General features: G+C 63.8%; 17 protein-coding genes and 2 pseudogenes. 13 read left to right on the top strand and 6 right to left on the bottom strand.

What is annotated here, in order from left to right; genetic code table 11:
• The first annotated feature begins 40 nt into the window (after window positions 1-40).
• Complete coding sequence (locus tag ACD578_RS08010; RefSeq protein WP_152713212.1) at window positions 41-424, top strand: SPW repeat protein; 384 nt, start codon at window positions 41-43, stop codon at window positions 422-424.
• A gap of 101 nt (window positions 425-525) precedes the next feature.
• Window positions 526-894 carry a hypothetical protein gene (locus ACD578_RS08005; RefSeq protein ID WP_152713213.1) on the top strand — a complete coding sequence of 123 codons (369 nt, stop codon included), beginning with the start codon at window positions 526-528 and terminating at the stop codon, window positions 892-894.
• A 4-nt stretch (window positions 895-898) separates the two neighbouring features.
• On the opposite strand, the gene arfB is transcribed toward ACD578_RS08005, so the two are convergent.
• On the bottom strand, window positions 899-1,321 hold the full coding sequence (arfB, locus tag ACD578_RS08000) for an alternative ribosome rescue aminoacyl-tRNA hydrolase ArfB (RefSeq protein WP_404292160.1): 423 nt from the start codon (window positions 1,319-1,321) through the stop codon (window positions 899-901).
• Window positions 1,322-1,481: 160 nt separating this feature from the next.
• Here arfB and ACD578_RS07995 point away from each other — a divergent pair, with 160 nt between their 5' ends.
• On the top strand, window positions 1,482-2,408 hold the full coding sequence (locus ACD578_RS07995) for an AEC family transporter (protein WP_152713215.1): 927 nt from the start codon (window positions 1,482-1,484) through the stop codon (window positions 2,406-2,408).
• Window positions 2,409-2,502: 94 nt separating this feature from the next.
• Window positions 2,503-2,748: a hypothetical protein gene (locus tag ACD578_RS07990; protein ID WP_404292159.1), complete on the top strand. Its 246-nt coding sequence runs from the start codon at window positions 2,503-2,505 to the stop codon at window positions 2,746-2,748.
• A gap of 5 nt (window positions 2,749-2,753) precedes the next feature.
• Here the strand turns inward: ACD578_RS07990 and dprA are convergent, their stop codons facing one another.
• The 4 genes from dprA to ACD578_RS07970 are packed head-to-tail and all read right to left on the bottom strand — an operon-like array spanning window position 2,754 to window position 6,806.
• The gene (gene dprA, locus ACD578_RS07985) at window positions 2,754-3,941 is read right to left on the bottom strand and encodes a DNA-processing protein DprA (RefSeq protein WP_404292158.1); all 1,188 of its coding nucleotides are present in this window, start codon (window positions 3,939-3,941) and stop codon (window positions 2,754-2,756) included.
• Between the two features lie 3 nt (window positions 3,942-3,944).
• A complete protein-coding gene (gene plsY / locus ACD578_RS07980) occupies window positions 3,945-4,547 on the bottom strand; it encodes a glycerol-3-phosphate 1-O-acyltransferase PlsY (RefSeq protein ID WP_404292157.1) in 603 nt (200 codons plus the stop codon).
• A 10-nt stretch (window positions 4,548-4,557) separates the two neighbouring features.
• Entirely contained in the window at window positions 4,558-5,850 is a 1,293-nt protein-coding gene (locus ACD578_RS07975) for a dihydroorotase (RefSeq protein ID WP_404292156.1), read from the bottom strand.
• A gap of 8 nt (window positions 5,851-5,858) precedes the next feature.
• Complete coding sequence (locus ACD578_RS07970; RefSeq protein ID WP_404292155.1) at window positions 5,859-6,806, bottom strand: aspartate carbamoyltransferase catalytic subunit; 948 nt, start codon at window positions 6,804-6,806, stop codon at window positions 5,859-5,861.
• Between the two features lie 103 nt (window positions 6,807-6,909).
• Between ACD578_RS07970 and ACD578_RS07965 the strand changes: the two genes are divergently transcribed.
• The 3 genes and pseudogenes from ACD578_RS07965 to ACD578_RS07955 all read left to right on the top strand — a co-directional run bounded on the left by ACD578_RS07965 (window position 6,910) and on the right by ACD578_RS07955 (window position 11,918).
• Window positions 6,910-8,553: an isovaleryl-CoA dehydrogenase gene (locus ACD578_RS07965; protein ID WP_404292154.1), complete on the top strand. Its 1,644-nt coding sequence runs from the start codon at window positions 6,910-6,912 to the stop codon at window positions 8,551-8,553.
• Between the two features lie 137 nt (window positions 8,554-8,690).
• Window positions 8,691-11,412: pseudogene (topA, locus tag ACD578_RS07960) on the top strand (type I DNA topoisomerase).
• Between the two features lie 5 nt (window positions 11,413-11,417).
• Window positions 11,418-11,918 carry an MgtC/SapB family protein gene (locus ACD578_RS07955; protein ID WP_404292152.1) on the top strand — a complete coding sequence of 167 codons (501 nt, stop codon included), beginning with the start codon at window positions 11,418-11,420 and terminating at the stop codon, window positions 11,916-11,918.
• Here ACD578_RS07955 and ACD578_RS07950 read toward each other — a convergent pair.
• Window positions 11,907-12,119: a hypothetical protein gene (locus ACD578_RS07950; RefSeq protein ID WP_404292151.1), complete on the bottom strand. Its 213-nt coding sequence runs from the start codon at window positions 12,117-12,119 to the stop codon at window positions 11,907-11,909. The genes ACD578_RS07955 and ACD578_RS07950 overlap by 12 nt on opposite strands.
• 221 nt (window positions 12,120-12,340) lie before the next feature.
• Here ACD578_RS07950 and parE point away from each other — a divergent pair.
• The 6 genes and pseudogenes from parE to ACD578_RS07920 all read left to right on the top strand — a co-directional run bounded on the left by parE (window position 12,341) and on the right by ACD578_RS07920 (window position 20,529).
• Window positions 12,341-14,402: pseudogene (gene parE / locus ACD578_RS07945) on the top strand (DNA topoisomerase IV subunit B).
• Between the two features lie 399 nt (window positions 14,403-14,801).
• A complete protein-coding gene (gene rnr, locus ACD578_RS07940) occupies window positions 14,802-17,126 on the top strand; it encodes a ribonuclease R (RefSeq protein WP_404292150.1) in 2,325 nt (774 codons plus the stop codon).
• 19 nt (window positions 17,127-17,145) lie between these two features.
• Window positions 17,146-17,625: a DUF983 domain-containing protein gene (locus tag ACD578_RS07935; protein ID WP_404292149.1), complete on the top strand. Its 480-nt coding sequence runs from the start codon at window positions 17,146-17,148 to the stop codon at window positions 17,623-17,625.
• Window positions 17,603-18,328: an NUDIX hydrolase gene (locus tag ACD578_RS07930; protein ID WP_404293750.1), complete on the top strand. Its 726-nt coding sequence runs from the start codon at window positions 17,603-17,605 to the stop codon at window positions 18,326-18,328. Before ACD578_RS07935 ends, ACD578_RS07930 begins: the two co-directional genes overlap by 23 nt.
• Window positions 18,329-18,600: 272 nt before the next feature.
• On the top strand, window positions 18,601-18,768 hold the full coding sequence (rpmG, locus tag ACD578_RS07925; RefSeq protein ID WP_152717461.1) for a 50S ribosomal protein L33: 168 nt from the start codon (window positions 18,601-18,603) through the stop codon (window positions 18,766-18,768).
• 507 nt (window positions 18,769-19,275) lie between these two features.
• Window positions 19,276-20,529 carry an HNH endonuclease gene (locus ACD578_RS07920; protein ID WP_404292148.1) on the top strand — a complete coding sequence of 418 codons (1,254 nt, stop codon included), beginning with the start codon at window positions 19,276-19,278 and terminating at the stop codon, window positions 20,527-20,529.
• Window positions 20,530-20,534: the final 5 nt, after the last annotated feature.

Here is a 20,534-nt window from a genome sequence, read left to right as displayed (position 1 = left end):
CTTCGCGCCCGTATGCAGCCAAGCCGGATGAGGATTGTTCATGCGTTTCATTCCAACCCGTATCCATGGTGCCATCGACTATCTGACCGGGCTCGCCTTGATCATGGCTCCCTTCGTGCTCGGCTTCGCTGATAACGGACCGGCCCAATGGGTGCCCATGATCCTTGGAGCCGCCATCCTGGTCATGAGCCTCATGACCGATTACGAACTCTCGCTGGCGAGGCTGATCCCGATGCGGGCTCATCTCGGCGTCGATGCGGCGGGCGGCCTGCTGTTGGCGGCCTCGCCGTGGCTTTTCGGCTTCGCGGATCAGGTGTTCTGGCCTCACCTCATCATCGGCGTGTTCGAGATCGCCGTTGCCCTGACGACGAACACGGTACCCGACACCGCCGACGTCGGTGTTGGCCGCGACTACGGCCGATGATCCGCAGCCTTCGCTTCCCTCGAGACGACCTCGGCCGCAAACTGCGGTAAGATCGCCCCCGAGCAGGTTCGACCGGGACCTGCGGGAGGCGGAGCCCGACGATGGCGAACGATGCGGTCAAGCCGGCCGAACCCGAAGAGCAGCAGCGCGTCGACTCCACCTTCCGCAACGGCTCGATCACGGCCATCGGCGTCGTCGTCGGCTTCTCCCTGGGATTCTTGAGCCGCTGGTCGGCGCTTCCCGGGGAATGGATGCAAACGGATCTCGTCGCGGTCACCTCGATCACGTTGGGCCTCGCCCTGCAGGTCAAGGCGCTGGCGGATCTGCTCCTTGTCTCCTCGCTGCAGCTCAAACGGTACAACCGCTCGATCCGGTTCTTTCTGACCGGCCTGATCCTCGTCGGCCTCGGTGTCGTGTTTGCCGTCTTCGCCGATCTGTTTGGCTTCGGCGGCATCGTTCTTCAGGGGTGATGGCTCAGTCGAAGCCCGGCTTACCGCTGCGACCCTTCTTGATATCGGACCGCCGCCCCTTCGCCTCGAGCCTGCGTTTCTTCGATGCCAGAGTCGGCCGCGTGGGGCGGCGCGGCTTCGGGCGCTCGGTCGCCTGACGGATCAGCTCGACCAGACGTTCGACCGCATCCTCCCGGTTGTGCTCCTGACTGCGGAAACGCTGGGCCGTGATGACGAGAACGCCCTCATTCGTGAGCCGCTTTCCGGCCAGCCGTTCCAGTTTCTCCTTCACATAATCGGGCAAAGACGGGGAATTGCGCACGTCGAAGCGCAGCTGAACGGCTGTTTCGACCTTGTTGACGTTCTGGCCGCCCGGACCGGAGGCGCGGATGAAGCTTTCCTGGAGCTCCGATTCATCGAGCGCGATGGAATTCGTCACCTGGATCATCAAGGGCCTCGGACCGGACGGGAGAAAAACAAGTGGGGCGTCAGGATCGAATTCCAATGCAAGCTTATCCGGCGCTTGTCGATGGCCTCGATAGGACTTAAGCGCCTCATGCACGCAGCTTCTCCCGGAGCGCATCCTCCGGCTTCTTCCATGGCTTTCCATGTCTGCCATTCTCGCCAGCCTGATCCCGACCTTCCTGATCATCGCCACCGGCTGGCTCTGCCGGGCGACGAATTTCGTGAGCGAGCAGCACTGGGCCGGGCTTGAGCGCGCCACCTACGTGATCTTTTTTCCGGCTCTCATCATCGACACCTTGTCCCGCGCCGACCTTTCTTCCGTGCCCGTCCTCGGCGTCGGCGGCGCGTTGATCGGCGCCATCCTGACGATGGCCGCCCTCGTGCTGGCCTTGAGGCCCGTGTTGGAGCGCAGGCTCGGTATCGACGGTCCGAGCTTCACCTCCATCTTCCAGGGCGCGACGCGCTGGAACACCTTCGTCGGGCTTGCGGTCGCGGGAAGCCTGTTCGGACAGCGCGGAATCGCCCTGATCGCGGTCGCCATCGCGGCCATGGTGCCGCTCCTCAACCTGCTGGCCTTCTATGTCTTCATCCGGTTCGCAGGCAGGCCCAGGCAGAGCCCGTGGGACATCCTGCGCTCGTTCCTGACCAACCCCTTCATCTGGTCCTGCGCCGTGGGCCTCGTGCTCAATGTCCTGGCTCCGCCGCTTCCGAAGCCTATCGCGGGGTATATCGAGGTGGTGGGGCGGGCGGCGCTGGCGGCAGGTTTGCTGATCGTCGGCGCAGGCCTCGACATCCGAAGGCTCGCCAGCCCCGGCTTGCCTCATGTACTGGCTGCGGGCCTCAAACTCATCCTGATGCCGATCATCGCAGTGACTTTTGCCGGCTTCATCGGTGTAACCGGCAGCGACGTGACGGTGACGATCATCGCGGCATCCGTACCATCAGCCAGCGCCGCCTATGTGCTCGCCCGCCAGATGGGCGGCAATGCCAGCCTCATGGCCGAGATCCTGACCCTGCAGACGCTGCTGGCCCTCGCGTCGATGCCACTAATGATCTCCCTTTTGAGCTGATTATACAACCTAAGGTTAGGTAAAATGCACTTGTTTTATTTTTGGTTGTGCTACTATCTAGCTGACTTGAAACAAAGGGACAGTGTCGGCCTCGATGTCCAAACCCCCGCGCCAATTCCTCAAAGCCCCGGCTCCGAACGATCAGCAGGCGACGGCCGGTGCGGCCGACCCTGGTCAGGCAGGCATGTCGGTGACGGAAACGGCTCAGTACATTTCTGAATTTGCCGCGGAGCTATCGTTCCTCGCCCGTGAGGCAAGGCTCGATCTTCTGACCTATCTCCTGGATATGGTGCGCTTGGAGGCCATCAGGACGGTTCAAGTGGCTGAAAAGGACCGGTAAGCCGTTCAACGCCCGACAATCAGCGACACCGCATTGCCGCCGTGGCGTTCCAGGCGTCCGGCGATCTCTAGCTCCAGCAGGGCCATCTGAACATTGCGGATCGAGAGGCCGGACTGCCGGACGAGATCGTCGACAGCAACCGGCGAGGGTCCGAGAAAAGCGATCAGATCGGCCTCGTCCGCACCCGCTTCCTCATTGAGTCCAGCCTCGGGCATGACCGGCCGCACGGGAGCGCGGACGATGTCGGGGAGGTCCAGTTCGTCCCAAAGCTCTTCGGAGCCGAGAGTGTAGTGCGGCTCCTCCGCACCCTGGTCGAGGCGGGGACCGGAGGCGATCAGAGGCTCCAGGACGCTCGTCACATGCTCGACGCCGGCGCAGAGGGTCGCGCCCTCGCGGATGAGATCGTTCGTGCCCTCGGCGCGGGGGTCGAGCGGCGAGCCCGGAACGGCAAAGACCTCCCGCCCCTGCTCCAGCGCGAAGCGTGCGGTGATGAGCGAGCCCGAGCGCCGCGCTGCTTCGACGACGATGACGCCGTAGGAGAGACCCGACACGATTCTGTTCCGGCGCGGAAAATCCCGTCCCCGCGGCTCCCAGTCCATGGGCATCTCTGAAATCACCGCCCCGCCCTGTTCCACGATGGCCTGCAGCAGCGGCTGGTTCTGGGCCGGATAGATCCGGTCGTGACCACCGGCCAGGACGGCAACCGTTCCGGTCTCCAGCGTCGCCTTGTGGGCCTTCGTGTCGATGCCTCGTGCCAGCCCGGACACCACCACGTATCCGGCCTCGCCGAGCTGGCGCGCTAGGCGCTCCGCGAAGGTCAGGCCGGAGGCCGAGGCGTTGCGCGATCCGACGATGGCAACGGAGGGTCTGGCCAGAACGTCGGCCGACCCGCGAAGGGCAAACAGGGGCGGTGCGGTATCGACGGCCTGCAGGGTTTTCGGATAATCCGGCTCGCCCATTGCGATGAAGCGAACGCCAAGGCGCCTGGCAGCGGCCATCTCCTTCTCGGCCTCCGCCCGGCTGCAGACCTTCAGCATCAGGCGCCCGCCGCGACGGGCGAGATCCGGCAAGGCCTCCAGGGCACCGGCGGCGCCGCCATATTGGTTGATCAGGGCGCGGAAGGTGCGCGGGCCCACTTTCTCCGAGCGGATGAGGCGAAGCCAATCGAGACGCTGCTCATCCGTCAGGATCATGGATTATCCCTTCTGCCCAATCTTGCCCTCGGTCCCGGCGAGAAGGCGGCTGATGTTCTGGCTGTGCTTCCACCAGAGGAGCGCCACGAGGATGATCGTCGTTCCGGCCATTCCGGGCTCACCGAGAAGCCAAAGGACGATGGGCGTCGCAGCGCTGGCGATCAGGGCGGAGAGCGAGGAATAGCGGCTGGCGAAGGCGACCCCGATCCAGATCAGGACGAAGATCAGGGCGGCCAGCGGCTTGAGGCCAATCAGGACACCGATGAAGGTCGCGACGCCCTTGCCGCCCTTGAACTTGAGCCACACGGGAAAGAGATGGCCCATGAAGGCACCGAGTGCCGCAACGGTTGCGAATTGCGGCCCCCATTGCGCGGCGATCAACACCGCGGCCGTGCCTTTGAGCGCATCGCCGACCAGAGTCGCGGCGGCGAGGCCCTTACGCCCTGTGCGCAGCACGTTGGTGGCGCCGATATTGCCGGAACCGATCTTTCGCACATCGCCCAGGCCCGCCATGCGGGTGAAGATCAGGCCGAACGGAATCGAGCCCAGAAGGTAGCCGAAGATCAGAGCGGCCAGCAGGTGCAGGAGGTTGGCTTCGTCAGACATTCATTTCTCGTTACATCGTATCGCGCTGAAAAACTACCCTGCCCGCAACCATCGTCATCGAAACCTGTCCTTCCAGGCGGGCCTCGTCGAAGGGCGTGTTCTTCGACAGAGACTTGAGCTGGCGCTTGTCGAGAACGTAAGGCGCATCCGGATCGAAGACGATGAGATCGGCCGGTGCGCCCACGGCAAGACGGCCGCCCGGAAGCCCGAGGATTTCTGCGGGTTTCGTGGAAAGCGCGTGCAGGAGCCTGGGCAGCGGGATGTGGCCCGCATGGACGAGGCGCAAAGCCGCCGAGAGCAGCGTTTCGAGCCCGACCGCCCCGTTGGCTGCCTCGGCGAAGGGCAGCCGCTTGTTCTCCACATCCTGTGGATTGTGATCCGAGACGATCACGTCGATGGTGCCGTCGGCCAGCGCCTCGATCATCGCCTGCCGGTCGTCCTCGTGGCGGAGCGGTGGCGAGAGCTTCAGGAAGGTCCGGTAATCGCCGATGTCGTTCTCGTTGAGGGCCAAGTGATTGATGGAGACCCCGCAGGTGACCGCCAGCCCTCTTTCCTTCGCGCCCCGCACGATCTCCGCCGAATCGGCGCAGGAAATCATCGCCGCGTGATAGCGCCCGCCCGTGAGGCGTACGAGCCGGATGTCGCGCTCGAGCATCACCGTCTCGGCCTCGCGCGGAATGCCGGGCAGCCCGAGCCGTGAGGCAAACTCGCCCTCGTTCATCACGCCCTGCCCGACGAGGTCGGGATCTTCCACGTGGTGGATGATCAGCGCATCGAAATCGCGGGCGTAGGTCAGTGCCCGGCGCATCACCTGGGCATTCGTGAGCGAGCGTGCGCCGTCCGTGAAGGCGATGGCGCCGGCTTCCTTGAGGCGGCCGATCTCCGCCATCTCCTGCCCCTCCAGCCCCTTCGTCAGGGCAGCGGCCGGGCAGATATTGACGATGGACGTGTCGCGCGCACGGCGCACGATGAAATCGATGACGGCCGGATCGTCGAGCACCGGGCTCGTATCGGGCATGGACACGACGGTGGTGACACCACCGGCCGCTGCCGCCTCGCCGGCGCTCTTGAGGGTCTCGCGATAGGGACCGCCCGGCTCGCCGATGAAGGCGCGCATGTCGATAAGACCGGGGCTGAGCACCTGCCCGCCGCAATCGATCACCTGCGCGTCGGCCGCTTCCGCGATTTGTGGGCCGACAGCCTGGATGACGCCGTCGCGCACCAGAACCCCGCCACGCTCCTCGCGGCCGCTGGCGGGATCGATCAGGCGGGCGTTCTTGAACAGGATGGGTTGGTTGCTCATGACGCCTCTCACCGGTTCGGAAGATGGCTCGCCAGAGCCTCCAGCACCGCCATGCGCACGGCGACGCCCATCTCGACCTGCTCGCGGATCAGGGACTGCGCGCCGTCCGCCACGTCCGACGAAATCTCCACGCCTCGGTTCATCGGCCCCGGATGCATCACGAGCGCGTCGGGCTTGGCGAAGGCGAGCTTCTCCTGATCGAGCCCGTAGAAGCGGAAATACTCCTTCACCGAGGGCACGAAGGAACCGTTCATGCGCTCGCGCTGCAGGCGCAGCATCATGACGATGTCCGCATCCTTCAGCCCCTCCTTCATGCTGGTGAAGGTCTCGAACCCGAGCCGCGCGATGCCCGGCGGCAGCAGGGTCGAGGGGGCGACGAGACGCACCCGCGCGCCCATGGCGGCGAGCAGGATCATGTTGGAGCGCGCGACGCGCGAATGCAGGATGTCGCCGCAGATCGCCACGGTGAGGCCTTCGATGCGGCCCTTGTTGCGGCGCATGGTGAGCGCATCGAGCAAGGCCTGGGTCGGATGCTCGTGCGCGCCGTCACCCGCATTGACCACCGAACAGTCGACCTTCTGCGCGAGCAGATGGACCGCACCGGCCGCGTGATGGCGCACGACGATGATGTCGGGCCGCATGGCGTTGAGCGTCACGGCCGTGTCGATCAGCGTCTCGCCCTTCTTCACCGAGGACGAGGCGACCTGCATGTTCATCACGTCGGCGCCGAGGCGCTTGCCGGCGATCTCGAAGGAGGATTGCGTGCGGGTCGAGGCCTCGAAGAAGAGGTTGATCTGGGTCCGGCCGCGAAGGCTCGACTTGCTCTTCTCGATCTGGCGGCTCACCTCGACCTGTTCGTCGGCCAGATCGAGAAGCGCCTGAATGTCCAAAGGAGACAGCCCCTCGATGCCGAGGAGATGCCGGTGGGGAAATACGGATCGGGGGGCGTCAGTCATCTTAAAGCGATGGCTATAGGCGCTCCGGCAAACGGCGGCAAGCAGGCTCTCTACGCGAGACGCCATTCAACCCTAGAATAAACAGGGATTGTGCTGCGGGGCGATGGCCATGCACTCGTTCGACACCCATGACGTTCTCAACCAAACGCCGCCCTTCGGCGACGTGAACCTGATCGCGACCAACCGTCCCCTGCTCGACGCGGTGAAGGTCAGCGGCGTCGACGCGGCGGAGGCGGAGGTCCTCGTCGCCTTCGGCGAAGCCTGGGGTTCGGCGGAACGGCTCGACATCGGCCGGCTCGCCAACGAGAACCCGCCGAAGCTGCGAACTCACGATGCGCGGGGTTGCCGGATCGATGCGGTCGAGTTCCATCCCGCCTACCATGTGCTGTTGCGGGCCAGTATGGAGGACGGTCTCCATGCCTCGACATGGGATGAACACAGGACCGGTCATGCCCACGTGGCGCGGGCAGCGCGGCTGTATACGGCGGCAGGTGTCGAGAGCGGGCATATCTGCCCCATCACCATGACCCATGCCTCGGTGGCGGCGCTGGCGGTTTCGCCCAGCCGACTCGCCGAGTGGCTGCCGAGGATCCGCTCACGGGATTACGATTCCCGCTTCATCCCCTTCTGGGAGAAGACAGCCGTCACCCTCGGCATGGGCATGACCGAGAAGCAGGGCGGCACCGATGTCCGCGCCAATACGACCCGTGCCGCAGCCAAGGCCGGGGACGAGTATGCCCTTACAGGCCACAAATGGTTCATGTCGGCCCCGATGTGCGACGCTTTCCTGGTGCTCGCCCAGGCTCCGGGCGGGCTCACCTGCTTCCTCGTTCCCCGCTTCCGGCCCGACGGCTCGCTCAACGCCGTTCGCCTGCAGCGGCTGAAGGACAAGCTCGGCAATCGGTCGAATGCATCCTCCGAGATCGAGTTCCAGGAGGCCTTTGCCTGGAGAATCGGCGAGGAAGGCCGCGGGGTGCGCACCATCATCGGGATGGTGCAGCTGACCCGCCTCGACTGCGCCGTGGCCTCGGCGGGCCTCGTGCGGATGGGGCTGGCGCTCGCCATGCACCATGCCCGGCATCGCAGCGTGCTCCAGAAGAAGCTCATCGACCAGCCCGCCATGCGGATGGTGCTGGCGGACCTCGCCCTGGAGAGCGAGGCCATGACGGCTCTCGCCCTGCGGGCCGCACACAGCTTCGATGTCGAGCGCTCCGACGATCACGAGGCGGCCTATGCCCGGCTCGTCACCCCGGCCGCCAAATTCGGCATCTGCAAGGCCGCTCCGCGTCTCCTCTACGAGGCCATGGAGTGCCTCGGCGGCAATGGCTATGTGGAGGAGAGCACCCTGCCCCGGCTTTACCGTGAGGCCCCGGTTAATGCGATCTGGGAGGGCTCGGGCAATGTGATCGCCCTCGACATCCTCCGCGCCGAGAACCGGGAACCTGAGGTCGCGGCCTCCGTTCTGGAGCGCCTGATGGCCGACGTTGCCGAGCTTCCCGGCGCCTCGGATGCCGCGCGGGACATCGTTCTGGCCCTCCAATCCTCCGACGCCGAGGCGAAGGCCAGGTTCGTCGCGGAGCGGCTTTTCATCCTGGCCGCCACCGCAGCCCTTGCCCGCTCCGCGCCACCTCAAATCACCGAGGCCTATGCCCTCACCCGCCTTGCCGCCCCCTCCCGGATGATCGGTGCCAACGACCTTGGGCCGGCGGTAATTCCCTTGCTGGAGCGAGCCTTCGTGGCCATATAGGAAACATACGTACAAGTCCGATTTGACTTGTTGGCGATCATCAACCACTTATCCCGCCCTGCGACCGTCAGGGGCTGACCGCCGTGTCTGCCCTGGTAACAGGGCATCCGCCTGCTCCCGCTTTTAGGAAATCGTTCATGAAAGTCCTCGTCGTCGAGTCGCCTGCAAAGGCCAAGACGATCAATAAGTATCTCGGCAAGGATTACGAGGTCCTGGCCTCCTTTGGGCATATCCGCGATCTGCCCGCCAAGGACGGCTCGGTCGACCCGGATGATGATTTCCGTATGATCTGGACGCTCGAGGACAGGGGCTCGAAGCGGGTCACCGATATCGCCAGGGCGATCAAGGGAGCCGAGAAGCTCATCCTCGCCACCGACCCGGACCGGGAAGGCGAGGCGATTTCCTGGCACGTGCTGGAAGCTCTGCGTGAAAAGCGCGTCCTCAAGGATCTGCCGGTCGAGCGCGTGACCTTCAACGCCATCACCAAGGATGCGGTGCTGGCGGCCCTGCGCCAGCCGCGCGAGATCGACCAGGCGCTCGTCGACGCCTATCTGGCCCGCCGCGCCCTCGACTATCTCGTCGGCTTCACCCTCTCTCCCGTGCTCTGGCGCAAGCTGCCCGGCGCCCGTTCGGCAGGCCGCGTGCAGTCGGTGGCGTTGCGCCTCGTCTGCGATCGCGAGCTCGAGATCGAGACCTTCAAGCCGCGTGAGTACTGGTCCCTGATCGCCACCCTCGCCACCAAGGACGGCGGCGTGTTCGACGCGCGCCTCGTCGGCGCCGACGGCAAGAAGATCCAGCGCCTCGACATCGGCAACGGCAAGGATGCGGAAGCCTTCAAGAAGGACCTGGAGCTCGCGACCTTCTCGGTGGCGAACATCGAGGCGAAGCCCGCCAAGCGCCACCCTTACCCGCCTTTCACCACCTCGACCCTGCAGCAGGAGGCTTCGCGCAAGCTGGGCCTGGCGCCTGCCCAGACCATGCGCATCGCGCAGCGGCTCTATGAGGGCGTCGATATCGGCGGCGAGACGGTCGGCCTCATCACCTATATGCGTACGGACGGCGTCGACATGGCGCCGGAAGCCGTGCAGGCCGCCCGCCGCGTCATCGGCAAGGAATACGGCGATCGCTACGTGCCTTCCGCGCCGCGCAAGTACACGACCAAGGCCAAGAACGCCCAGGAAGCCCACGAGGCCATCCGCCCAACGGACATGGGCCGCCTGCCGAAACAGGTGGCGAAGTATCTGGAGCCCGAGCAGGCACGACTCTACGACCTGATCTGGACCCGCACTGTGGCCAGCCAGATGGAATCGGCGGAACTCGAGCGCACCACGGCCGACATTGCGGCCCAGGTCGGCCCGCGCAAGATCGACCTGCGCGCGACCGGCCAGGTGATCAAGTTCGACGGCTTTCTCACGCTCTACAACGAGAGCAAGGACGACGAAGGCGACGAGGATGAGGGCCGCCTGCCGCCGATGAAGGCCGGCGATCCGTTGGAACGCCGCCGCATCGCTGCGAGCCAGCACTTCACAGAGCCGCCGCCGCGCTATTCGGAAGCATCCCTCGTGAAGCGCATGGAGGAGCTCGGCATCGGCCGTCCCTCGACCTACGCGGCCGTGTTGCAGACCCTGCGCGACCGCGAATACGTCAAGATCGAGAAGAAGCGGCTCGTGCCCGAGGACAAAGGCCGCATCGTCACCGCGTTCCTGGAGAGCTTCTTCCGCCGCTATGTGGAATACGATTTCACGGCGGATCTGGAGGAGCAGCTCGATCGGATCTCCAATTCTGAGATCGACTGGAAGCAGGTGCTGCGCGACTTCTGGCGCGACTTCTCCGCCGCCATCGGCGGGACGAAGGAGCTGCGCACCACGGAAGTGCTCGACGCTCTCAACGAGCTGCTCGGGCCGCATATTTTCCCGGACAAGGGCGACGGCTCCAACCCGCGCACCTGCCCGACCTGCGGCACGGGCCAGCTCTCTTAAATTGGGCAAGTTCGGCGCCTTCATCGGCTGCTCGAACTATCCCGAATGCAAGTACACCCGCCAGCTCGCCGCCAACGGCGTCGAGGGCGAGGGCGACGGCTCGTCGGAGAACGGCGGCACGCCGGGGGTGAAGGTGCTGGGCACGGATCCCGAGACCGGCCTGGAAGTCACCCTTCGCGATGGCCGCTTCGGTCCCTTCGTCCAGCTCGGCGAAGGCGAGAAGCCCAAGCGCTCGTCCCTGCCCAAGGGCACGTCCCCGGCTATGGTCGACCTGGAGAAGGCGTTGAAGCTCCTGGCGCTGCCGCGTCAGGTGGCGACCCATCCGGAATCGGGTGAGCCGATCCTGGCGAGCATCGGCCGCTACGGACCTTACGTTCAGCACGGCAAGATCTACGCCAATCTCGGCCCTGGCGACGACGTGCTGGAGATCGGCGCCAACCGGGCGATCGACCTGATCGTCACCAAGGAAAGCGGCGGAGGTGGCGCCCGACGCGGCGCGGCCGATCCCGGCCGTCCCCTCGGCGAGGATCCGGAATCGGGCAAGCCCATCGTGGTGAAGGCCGGACGCTTCGGGCCCTACGTGACCGATGGTGAGACCAACGCCACCCTGCCGCGTACGCTTCCCGCCGAAGCGGTGACGCTGGACGAGGCCATCGGCCTCCTCAAAGCCCGCCGTGCAGCCGGTCCGTCGAAGAAACCGACCCGTGGACGCAAGGCTCCGGCCAAGAAGACTCCGGCCAAGAAGGCTGCGGCCAAGGCGCCCGCCGCGAAGAAAACCGGCACGAAAACGGCGGCGAAGAAGAGTACAGCCAAGAAGCCTGCTGCAAAGAAGGCCTCGTCCAAGACGGCAGCCGCCAAGAAGACAGCCAAGGCAGGCTGATCCCGATGCGGGAGTGGCTGTCCTGGCTGTCGGTGGAATATGCCGACCAGATCGAGATGACGTTGCGCCTCTGTGGCGCAACCATCGCCGGCATGCTCATCGGGATCAACCGGGACATTCACAACAAGCCGATCGGCATGCGCACCCTCGGTCTCGTCGGCCTCGGCTCCGCCATCGTAATCCTATCGGGCTCGGTCTATGAGGGCCTTCATTTCGGTCAGGATGCGGTCAGCCGCGTCGTGCAGGGCATCATGACGGGTCTGGGCTTTCTGGGTGCGGGGGCAATCCTGCGGGGCCGGGACCAGATGCAGGTTCAGGGCCTGACGACGGCGGCGACCGTCTGGATAGCGGCAGGCCTCGGTGTCACGGCTGGCCTGGGCGCCTGGTTCATCACCATCGCCGGCACGCTCGTCACGCTCTTTCTGCTGACCTACGGCACACGCCTTGAGCGGAGGCTCATTCGTATTTTCGGCAGTAAACCGGATGCAGGGGATTTAGAAGACTAGTCCGAGCCCGAGCACGGCGACGGCGGCCATGCCGAGCCAGATCAGGCTGGACCCGTAGGAGCGGTGAGCGACAGGCGTCGTATCCGGCTCCTCGAAGGCGAAAGCCTCACCGGCGTTGCGCGCGGCGCGGTCCAAGTGAAGTTTCTGTGCCGGTCCCAAAGTCGTCTGCGTCGCCACGCCCAAATCTCCCGTCAAGCTCATGCTTAACCTTTCCAACGTGAATGGAATTTAAACAGTTCCTTGTGACAGCCGAAAGACATCCTTTCGGGGAAATCGCTGGTAACCTTTACAAGCTAACCTGATTTCGCTTTTGTCCCACCGGACGACAAACTACCCTTTCCGTTTCCGTTTTGTTCACGTATAAAAACGGCATGGGATATAGTGTAAAGAAACGCGAATCATCATCTCGGACCAAGGTCCCAATGACAGACAATGACGATCTCTTCGGGGGCGCAGCCGCCAAACGCGCTGCACCTGCCTCGGCCCGCAATGCCGCCGTCAAGGTGTCTCGTCCCGCGCCCCAACAGGGCACGCCGGGCGAAGCTGGCTATGACGCTTCCGCCATCGAGGTGCTGGAGGGGCTCGAGCCCGTCCGCCGCCGCCCCGGCATGTATATCGGCGGCACGGACGAGAAGGCCCTGCACCATCTCTTCGCCGAGGTGATCGACAACTCCATGGACGAGGCGGTCGCGGGACACGCGACCTTCATCGAGGTGGAGTTGGAGGAAGGCGGCTGGCTGTCCGTGACCGACAACGGCCGCGGCATCCCGGTCGATCCGCACCCGAAATTCCCGAAGAAGTCGGCCCTCGAAGTCATCATGACCACCCTGCACGCGGGCGGCAAGTTCGACTCGAAGGTCTATGAGACCTCGGGCGGCCTGCACGGCGTCGGCGTCTCGGTGGTGAACGCCCTCTCCGAGATCCTCGAGGTCGAGGTGGCGCGCGGCCAGACCCTCTATCGGCAGATCTTCGCCCGCGGCCTTCCGCAGGGCAAGCTGGAGACTGTCGGTCGCGTGCTCAACCGGCGCGGCACTAAAGTGCGCTTCAAGCCCGATCACCAGATCTTCGGCAAGGACGCCCATTTCCAGCCGCGCCGCCTGTTCAAGATGGCTCGCTCCAAAGCCTATCTGTTCGGCGGCGTCGAGATTCTGCTGGAAATGCGCGCCGTCACTGATCGAGGGCACCGAGAACGTTCCGGCGGAAGCGACCTTCAAATTCCCGAACGGCCTGAAGGACTACCTGCTCCACGATATCGAGGGGAAGGACCTGGTCACGGACCAGCTCTTCTCCGGCAAGATCACCAAGCCCGGAAGCCACGGCTCGCTGGAATGGGCAGTCGCCTGGATGACCAACGAGGATGGGTTCTCCATCTCGTACTGCAACACGGTGCCGACGCCTGACGGCGGCACCCACGAGAACGGCCTGCGCATCGCGCTCCTGCGGGCTCTGCGCGAGCACGCCGAGCGCGTGGGACAGTCGAAGCGCATGGCGGCCGTGACCACCGACGACGTGATGGCCACCTGCGCGTCCATGCTCTCGGTCTTCATCCGCGAGCCGGAGTTCCAGGGTCAGACCAAGGACAAGCTGGCCACGGTGGAAGCCGGCCGCATCGTCGAGAACGCGATCCGCGACACCTTCGACCACTGGCTCGCGGCGGCTCCGCAGCAGGCCAACAAGCTCCTCGACTGGGTCATCGACCGGGCGGAGGAGCGCCTGCGCCGCCGCCAGGAGAAGGAGGTCGCCCGCAAGACCGCGACCCGCAAGCTGCGCCTGCCCGGCAAGCTGGCGGATTGTTCCAATGCCGGCGCGAAGGGCTCCGAGCTCTTCATCGTCGAGGGCGACTCGGCCGGCGGCTCCGCCAAGCAGGCCCGCGACCGCGCCTCCCAGGCGGTGCTTCCGCTGCGTGGAAAGATCCTGAACGTGGCCTCGGCCGGCAGGGAGAAACTGCACCAAAACCAGCAGCTCTCCGACCTCGTGCAGGCGCTGGGCTGCGGCGCGGGCTCTCACTACAAGGATTCCGACCTGCGCTACGAGAAGGTCATCATCATGACCGACGCGGACGTGGACGGCGCCCACATCGCCTCGCTGCTGATCACCTTCTTCTACCGGCAGATGCCGCGCCTCATCGATGGCGGGCACCTGTATCTCGCGGTCCCGCCCCTCTATCGGCTGACCCAGGGCTCGAAATCGGCCTATGCCCGCGACGATGCCGACCGGGAAAAGCTGATGAAGACGGTGTTCAAAGGCAACGGCAAGGTCGAGATCGGCCGCTTCAAAGGCCTCGGCGAGATGCTCCCGGCTCAGTTGAAGGAAACCACGATGGACCCGAAGAAGCGCCTGCTTCTGAAGGTAGTCGTGGAAGCCGACGACAGGCCGGAAGCCAGCGACGCGGTCGAGCGCCTGATGGGCAACAAGCCCGAAGCCCGCTTCGCCTTCATCCAGGAACGCGCCGCCTTCGCCGACGAGGCGGATCTGGACATTTAAAGGAAGCTTCGGGTTGCCGGGGATGACATCCGATCGGTCATGGCCCGGCTCGTCCCGGCCACCCACGTCTGGTTGTCGCTAGATCGAAAGGACGTAGATCCCGGGTCAGCCCCGGGATGACGTCAATGATTTCAGGTCTCCAGAACTTTTTCGAAATATTTTCAAAAAAGCCGGAACCATCTCCGATCCCGCACGTTTTATGAACTCACCGGCTCATTCTGCCCCCACGGGCCGGTCCCTCAAAGGCTCCGTCATCGGGGCCTTATTTTTTGCCCGAATGGCCCTGGCCTCTCGGATCTCTTCCCCCGCCCGAGCGTCATCATGGATGCCGAGCGGCTCGGACTAGCCGCAGCCACGCTTGCGTGCGAGAAGATCCTGTAAACCCAACGAGCTTTCCCCTTGCCCAAACGTTCCAAAGCCGACCAATCCGCTGACCTTCCAAACCGGGAGGAGGTCGTCGCCTTCATCACCCATGCCCAGGGCAAGGTCGGCAAGCGGGAGATCGCGCAGCGCTTCGGAATCAAGGGCAACGACCGCATCTGGCTGAAGCAGATCCTCAAGGACCTGGAGATTGACGGCATCGTCGACCGCCGGGGCAAGACGGTTCACAAGGCTGGCCAACTGCCTCCGGTCGTGCTGGCCGACATCACCAAGCGGGATCGGGACGGCGAGTTGATCGCAGTGCCGACCGAATGGGACGAGGAGGAGCACGGCTCGATCCCGACCATCATCATCGTCTCGCCGCGCAAGCCGCGCCCCGGCATGCCGGTGGCGGGCGTGGGCGACCGGGCGCTGCTGCGGGTCGATCCGCTCAAGCCCGGCGACATCCATCGCTATTCCGGCCGCGTGACCAGGATCATCGCCAAGAAGCAGGCGCAGGTCCTCGGCCTGTACCGGGCTATGCCCGAGGGCGGCGGAAGGCTCGTGCCCGTGGACAAGAAGGCCCGCGATCAGGAACTGCAGATCAGGCCTGGCGACGAAGGCGAGGCCCAGGACGGCGACCTGGTCTCCGTATCGGTCGTGAAGCACGGCCGCTTCGGCCTGCCCACCGCCAAGGTGAAGGAGCGGCTGGGAACGATCAAATCGGAAAAGGCCGTGAGCCTGATCGCGATCTACGCCCATAGCATCCCCAACGAGTTCCAGAAGGCGGTTCTGGACGAGGCCGAGAAGGCGCAGCCCGTCTCTGTCGAAGGGCGCGAGGATTGGCGGCACCTGCCCCTCGTCACCATCGACCCACCGGATGCCAAGGACCACGACGATGCGGTCCATGCGGTCCCGGACGAGGACCAGAACAATGCAGGCGGCTACATCCTCACCGTCGCCATCGCCGACGTCGCGGCCTATATCCGCCCCGGCTCGGCGATGGACCGCGAGGCGCAGGAGCGCGGCAATTCGGTGTATTTTCCCGACCGGGTCGTCCCGATGCTGCCGGAACGGATCTCCAACGATCTGTGCTCGTTGAGGCCGCGCGAAGACCGCCCGGCGCTCGCCGTGCGCATGGTGATCGGGCCGGATGGGAGGAAGATTCGCCACAGCTTCCACCGGATCATGATGCGCTCGGCGGAGAAGCTCTCTTATGGCCAGGCGCAGGCTGCCATCGACGGCAGGCCGGACGACGTGACGGGGCCGATCCTCGACTCGATCCTGAAACCTCTCTGGGCCGGCTATGAGCTCGTGAGACGAGCCCGCGATATCCGTGAGCCGCTGTTCCTCGATCTGCCCGAGCGCAAGATCATGCTCAATCCCGACGGCACCGTGGACCGGGTCTTCGTGCCCGAACGGCTCGAGGCGCACAAGCTCATCGAGGAGTTCATGATCCTCGCCAATGTCGCGGCAGCCGAGAGCCTGGAGAAGGCCGAATCCGACCTGATCTACCGGGTCCATGATGAGCCTTCGCTCGAGAAGATGCGGGCTTTGAGCGAGGTGCTGGCGTCCATCGGCCTCAAGCTACCGACGCAGGGGGCGTTGAAGCCGGAGCTGTTCAACCGCATCCTGCGCAGCGTCGAGGATACGGAGCATCAGCTCTTCATCAACGAAGTCGTGCTGCGCTCGCAATCCCAGGCCGAGTATTCGGCCGAAAATTACGGCCATTTCGGCCTGAATCTTCGGCGCTATGCCCACTTCACCTCCCCTATCCGCCGCTATGCGGATCTCATCGTCCATCGCGCTCTGATTACGGCCCTCAAGCTCGGCAAGGACGGACTGCCGCCGGACACCACCCGCGCAGAGCTGATCGAGATCAGCGCCAAGATCTCGGCCGCGGAGCGCCGCGCCATGGCGGCGGAGCGTGAGACAATCGACCGCCTGATCGCGCACTTCCTTGCCGACCGGATCGGGGCCACATTCGATGGACAGATCTCGGGGGTGACGAAGGCGGGGCTCTTCGTCAAGCTGAAGGAGACCGGCGCGGACGGCTTCGTTCCGGCCGCCACCATCGGCGACGATTACTACCGCTACGACGAGCGAACCCACTCCATGCGCGGCGACGACACGGGTGAAACCTATCGTCTCGGCGACAAGGTGGAGGTGAAGCTGGTCGAGGCCGCGCCCATCGCGGGCGCGCTGCGCTTCGAGATCCTCACCAAGGGACGCTTCACCGGCAGGACCGGCGGCGCCGGGAAGGGCGGACGTCGTCCGCCGCAGGGCTTCAAGGCAGGCAAGGCGGCACCGCCAAAGGGTCGCCCCCCGACCCGCGTGAAGGTCAAGCGGCGCGGGCGTGCCTGATGTTTTTAAGGATCGACGGATGTCTTTGACGATTGAGACCGCATCGCCGGCAACTGGCGACGTGAAGGCCATTCCGGCCATGAAGCGCGGCTTTCTGGGCCACTGTCCCGCCTGCGACAAAGGCCGGCTCTTCGGCCGTTTCCTCAAGGTCGTGGACCATTGCGAGGCGTGTGGGACGGAATTTCATCATCACCGGGCCGATGACCTGCCGCCTTACATCGTGATTTTCATCGTCGGCCACTTGGTCGGTTACGGGATTCTCATGACCGAGACCAAGCTCGAGATGCCCATGTGGGTGCATCTCGCGATCTGGCCGGCCGTGACGCTGTTCCTGTGCCTCGCCCTGCTCCAGCCGGTGAAAGGCGCTGTCGTGGGGCTGCAATACGCGCTAGGTATGCATGGCTTCGGCGCCGCCCGAACCAAGAAGAACGCCGACGAGGACAACGCACGTGACGGACACCGAGACCCTGGCGAGGATGGACCGCCTCGTTTCCGCTGAGACCAACCCCAAGCTCCCCACCCTCCGCCCCGTCGACGCCGCGACCCTCATCCTCATCGACCGCAAGGGCAAGAGCCCGAAGGTTCTCATGGGCAAGCGCCATGCGGGCCTGAAATTCATGCCGGGCAAGTTCGTCTTTCCCGGCGGGCGGATCGAGGCCGGCGACCGGTCCATGACGGTCACGGGCGCCCTTCATCCTCGCGCCGAGCAGGCTCTGATGGCGCGGGTCACTCGTCCCTCGACCCAGCGCAGCCGGGCGCTGGCCCTCGCCGCCATCCGCGAGACCTTCGAGGAAACCGGGCTTCTGCTCGGGACCAAGGATTATGGCGGACCCGAGAGTGCGCCGGCTGGCACCGCGTGGACGGCATTCCAGGAACGGGGTGTCTTTCCCGATCTGGAGACGCTCCACTTCATCGGCCGGGCCATCACGCCGCCCAAGCGCATCAGGCGCTTCGACACCCGATTCTTTGCCGTTGACCGCACCGCCATCGCCGATGAGGTCGAGGGGGTCATCGGGCCGGAAGCGGAACTCGTGGAGCTGGCCTGGGTCACCATCGCCCAGGCCAAGGCACTGGACCTGCCCCCGATTACGACGGTCATCCTGGATGAGCTGGAGGCCCGGATCGCCGCCGGATTCGGCCCGCAGCTGCCCGTCCCGTTCTTCCACCAGCAGCGTGGCCGTTTCGTGCGGGAGCTGCTGTAATCCAGTGCTCATTGTCATTCCCTGCCGCTGCCTCAGCGGAGGCAATGGGAATCACCCTGGTTCGAGCGCGTGGGTGGATCATCTTCCCGGTCCTGCGACAGCCGGGGATGACGGGACATCCCAGCAATCCGCCTTGCGGTATGGCCTCCGCCCTTGACTGATCTGCGATAATCAGGCATGGGAATTCCACGATTTTCCGGCCGGGTTCGCCCGGCCTTTGCGTTTCGCCATGCCGTAGGGCGAAACGCCAAACCGAACATGAGGTCCCGACCATGGCCAAAGCCGCAACGATCAAAGTGAAGCTCGTCTCCACCGCCGACACGGGCTTTTTTTACGTGACGAAGAAGAACTCGCGCACGATGACCGAAAAGCTCGCGCTGAAGAAGTACGATCCGGTCGTGAAGAAGCACGTGGAGTTCAAGGAAGCCAAGATTAAGTAATGCTTCTCAGTTAAGTCTTTGGAATGTTTAAGGAAGCCGCTCTTTTGATGGGCGGCTTTTTACTTTAGGGTCACAACTGGGTCACGCAAAAACAGAGCTGGCCGGCTACGATTCTCGTCGAAAGATGTACTCAGGTGTTCGGTAGGCGAATGCACCTCACTCGAAATGCGGCCTATGGGGAACCGGATCTGGAGTTCGGATCTCCCCCTCTCCGCCAATTGCTCAGCGTTTCTTGTTAATTTTGTTGGTCTTTCAGCTAGGCCCGCTATGACAACCCCAACAGCGCCATGAGATTGTCTTCGCTGCTCAGGTCCCTCTGTCGACCACTCCAAGCTTGACCATTTCGGGATCAACTCGTCTGGCAGTCGAATTTGCAAATAGGTTTCGCCATCGCAGAGCGCAGCTATTGACGTGTAGCCATAAGGTCCTGATCTGCTGCACGGCGTCTACATCGAAACAAGAGTTAACCGATGTGTTATCCGAGCAGGATAAAGCTCTGGTGATTCCATGAGCCTGATAATGCCTGTAACCCGTATAGACGCACCCACTAGACTTCCTGAGCTTTTCCAGGTTGGACAGACCTACACCCGAGCTGAGGTTCAAAACCTTCTTGGCGTTCCAGAGCCGCGCAGGGGCGGAAACTGGGATACTGGATACACAAAATATCGAGACCAGTTCTTCATTTTCTGCAACATAGGAACGCCAGGGCGCACAGGCCATGATTATGCCAACCATTGGGATGGCTCTTGCTTGGCTTGGGAAGCTAAGTCGGGAAGCCGACTAGATCAGCCCCAGATCGAAGATCTCGTAAGCAAACGATATCCCATACACATTTTCTATCGGGACGCCGATCGCCAGCCCTTCACTTACGCTGGCTTAGGAACACCAGGCATTGTAGTCGATTCGTCGCCTGTGCAGGTCCGATGGCGTTTCGATGAAGGGTGGCGTCAAGCACTATCGGCTGACGCCATCGCCGCCGAACTTGCTCGGGAGGGATTCAATGTCGAGCCCCCGAAGGTGAAGACCCAGCGCACGAGCTCAGGCGAGCTGGTGATCTACCTAAAACGGGAAAGTAACAGCCACGTACTCGTCATTGATCCGCGTTGGGAGACCGAACTAGCTGATCTTACAGCTATCCCGGGAGTACGCCGCCCGCTCACGCGGTTCTTTTATCATAACTCAACAATGCGGTCCTTCCCAAAGCGCCGGCATACTGGGTCAGACGAGATACCATTTGGTATCGACTTCGACTTTGAAACTCTCGAATCCATTCGAGCCTTCATTGTGCGACTTCGCGGAAGCAAGATGCCCCCTAACGAGATTGCCGCTGCTGAAAGCGGCGGCTCTGCTGAGGTAGACCCACAAACTGAAACCGAGACTGTTCGGGCGGCTCGCCTAGGTCAGCAGAAATTCCGAAATGATCTTCTCGAGCGCTGGCGCGGCAGATGTGCACTGACAAGTTTGGCAATGCCAGAGTTGCTACGAGCGTCGCACATCAAGCCGTGGAGCAATTGCACAAATAAGGAGCGTCTCGATCCTGACAACGGATTGCTCCTCGCCGTGCATATCGATGGCCTCTTCGACCGAGGCTTCATATCGTTCGAGGAAACTGGGGCTGTAATGATCTCACCGAAGCTCAGTGATGAAGCACGGAGAACATTTGGCTTGGTGGAACCGCTGCGCATCGCAGGTCTGACAGAGCGCAACCTTCATTACTTGGCAACTCATCGGGCCTTCCACTTCCCGTCACCCTCGAAGTAAGTCGA

Origin of the sequence: Microvirga sp. RSM25 (genome assembly GCF_044784385.1) — a bacterium.
GTDB classification, from domain to species: Bacteria; Pseudomonadota; Alphaproteobacteria; order Rhizobiales; family Beijerinckiaceae; genus Microvirga; species Microvirga tunisiensis.
Note: the sequence above shows the minus strand (reverse complement) of the source record. Positions and strands in the feature narration are given on the sequence as shown.

Bases quoted from the DNA above. Each gene is read 5' to 3' on its own strand.
- ACD578_RS07955 (WP_404292152.1), top strand. From the start codon at position 11,418: ATGCGGGAGTGGCTGTCCTGGCTGTCGGTGGAATATGCCGACCAGATC.
- ACD578_RS07990 (WP_404292159.1), top strand. From the start codon at position 2,503: ATGTCCAAACCCCCGCGCCAATTCCTCAAAGCCCCGGCTCCGAACGAT.
- ACD578_RS07950 (WP_404292151.1), bottom strand. From the start codon at position 12,119: ATGAGCTTGACGGGAGATTTGGGCGTGGCGACGCAGACGACTTTGGGA.
- ACD578_RS07970 (WP_404292155.1), bottom strand. From the start codon at position 6,806: ATGACTGACGCCCCCCGATCCGTATTTCCCCACCGGCATCTCCTCGGC.
- plsY (WP_404292157.1), bottom strand. From the start codon at position 4,547: ATGTCTGACGAAGCCAACCTCCTGCACCTGCTGGCCGCTCTGATCTTC.
- dprA (WP_404292158.1), bottom strand. From the start codon at position 3,941: ATGATCCTGACGGATGAGCAGCGTCTCGATTGGCTTCGCCTCATCCGC.
- ACD578_RS07920 (WP_404292148.1), top strand. From the start codon at position 19,276: ATGAGCCTGATAATGCCTGTAACCCGTATAGACGCACCCACTAGACTT.
- ACD578_RS07935 (WP_404292149.1), top strand. From the start codon at position 17,146: ATGTCTTTGACGATTGAGACCGCATCGCCGGCAACTGGCGACGTGAAG.
- ACD578_RS08010 (WP_152713212.1), top strand. From the start codon at position 41: ATGCGTTTCATTCCAACCCGTATCCATGGTGCCATCGACTATCTGACC.
- ACD578_RS07930 (WP_404293750.1), top strand. From the start codon at position 17,603: ATGGACCGCCTCGTTTCCGCTGAGACCAACCCCAAGCTCCCCACCCTC.
- arfB (WP_404292160.1), bottom strand. From the start codon at position 1,321: ATGATCCAGGTGACGAATTCCATCGCGCTCGATGAATCGGAGCTCCAG.
- ACD578_RS07975 (WP_404292156.1), bottom strand. From the start codon at position 5,850: ATGAGCAACCAACCCATCCTGTTCAAGAACGCCCGCCTGATCGATCCC.
- rpmG (WP_152717461.1), top strand. From the start codon at position 18,601: ATGGCCAAAGCCGCAACGATCAAAGTGAAGCTCGTCTCCACCGCCGAC.
- ACD578_RS07965 (WP_404292154.1), top strand. From the start codon at position 6,910: ATGGCCATGCACTCGTTCGACACCCATGACGTTCTCAACCAAACGCCG.
- ACD578_RS07995 (WP_152713215.1), top strand. From the start codon at position 1,482: ATGTCTGCCATTCTCGCCAGCCTGATCCCGACCTTCCTGATCATCGCC.
- ACD578_RS08005 (WP_152713213.1), top strand. From the start codon at position 526: ATGGCGAACGATGCGGTCAAGCCGGCCGAACCCGAAGAGCAGCAGCGC.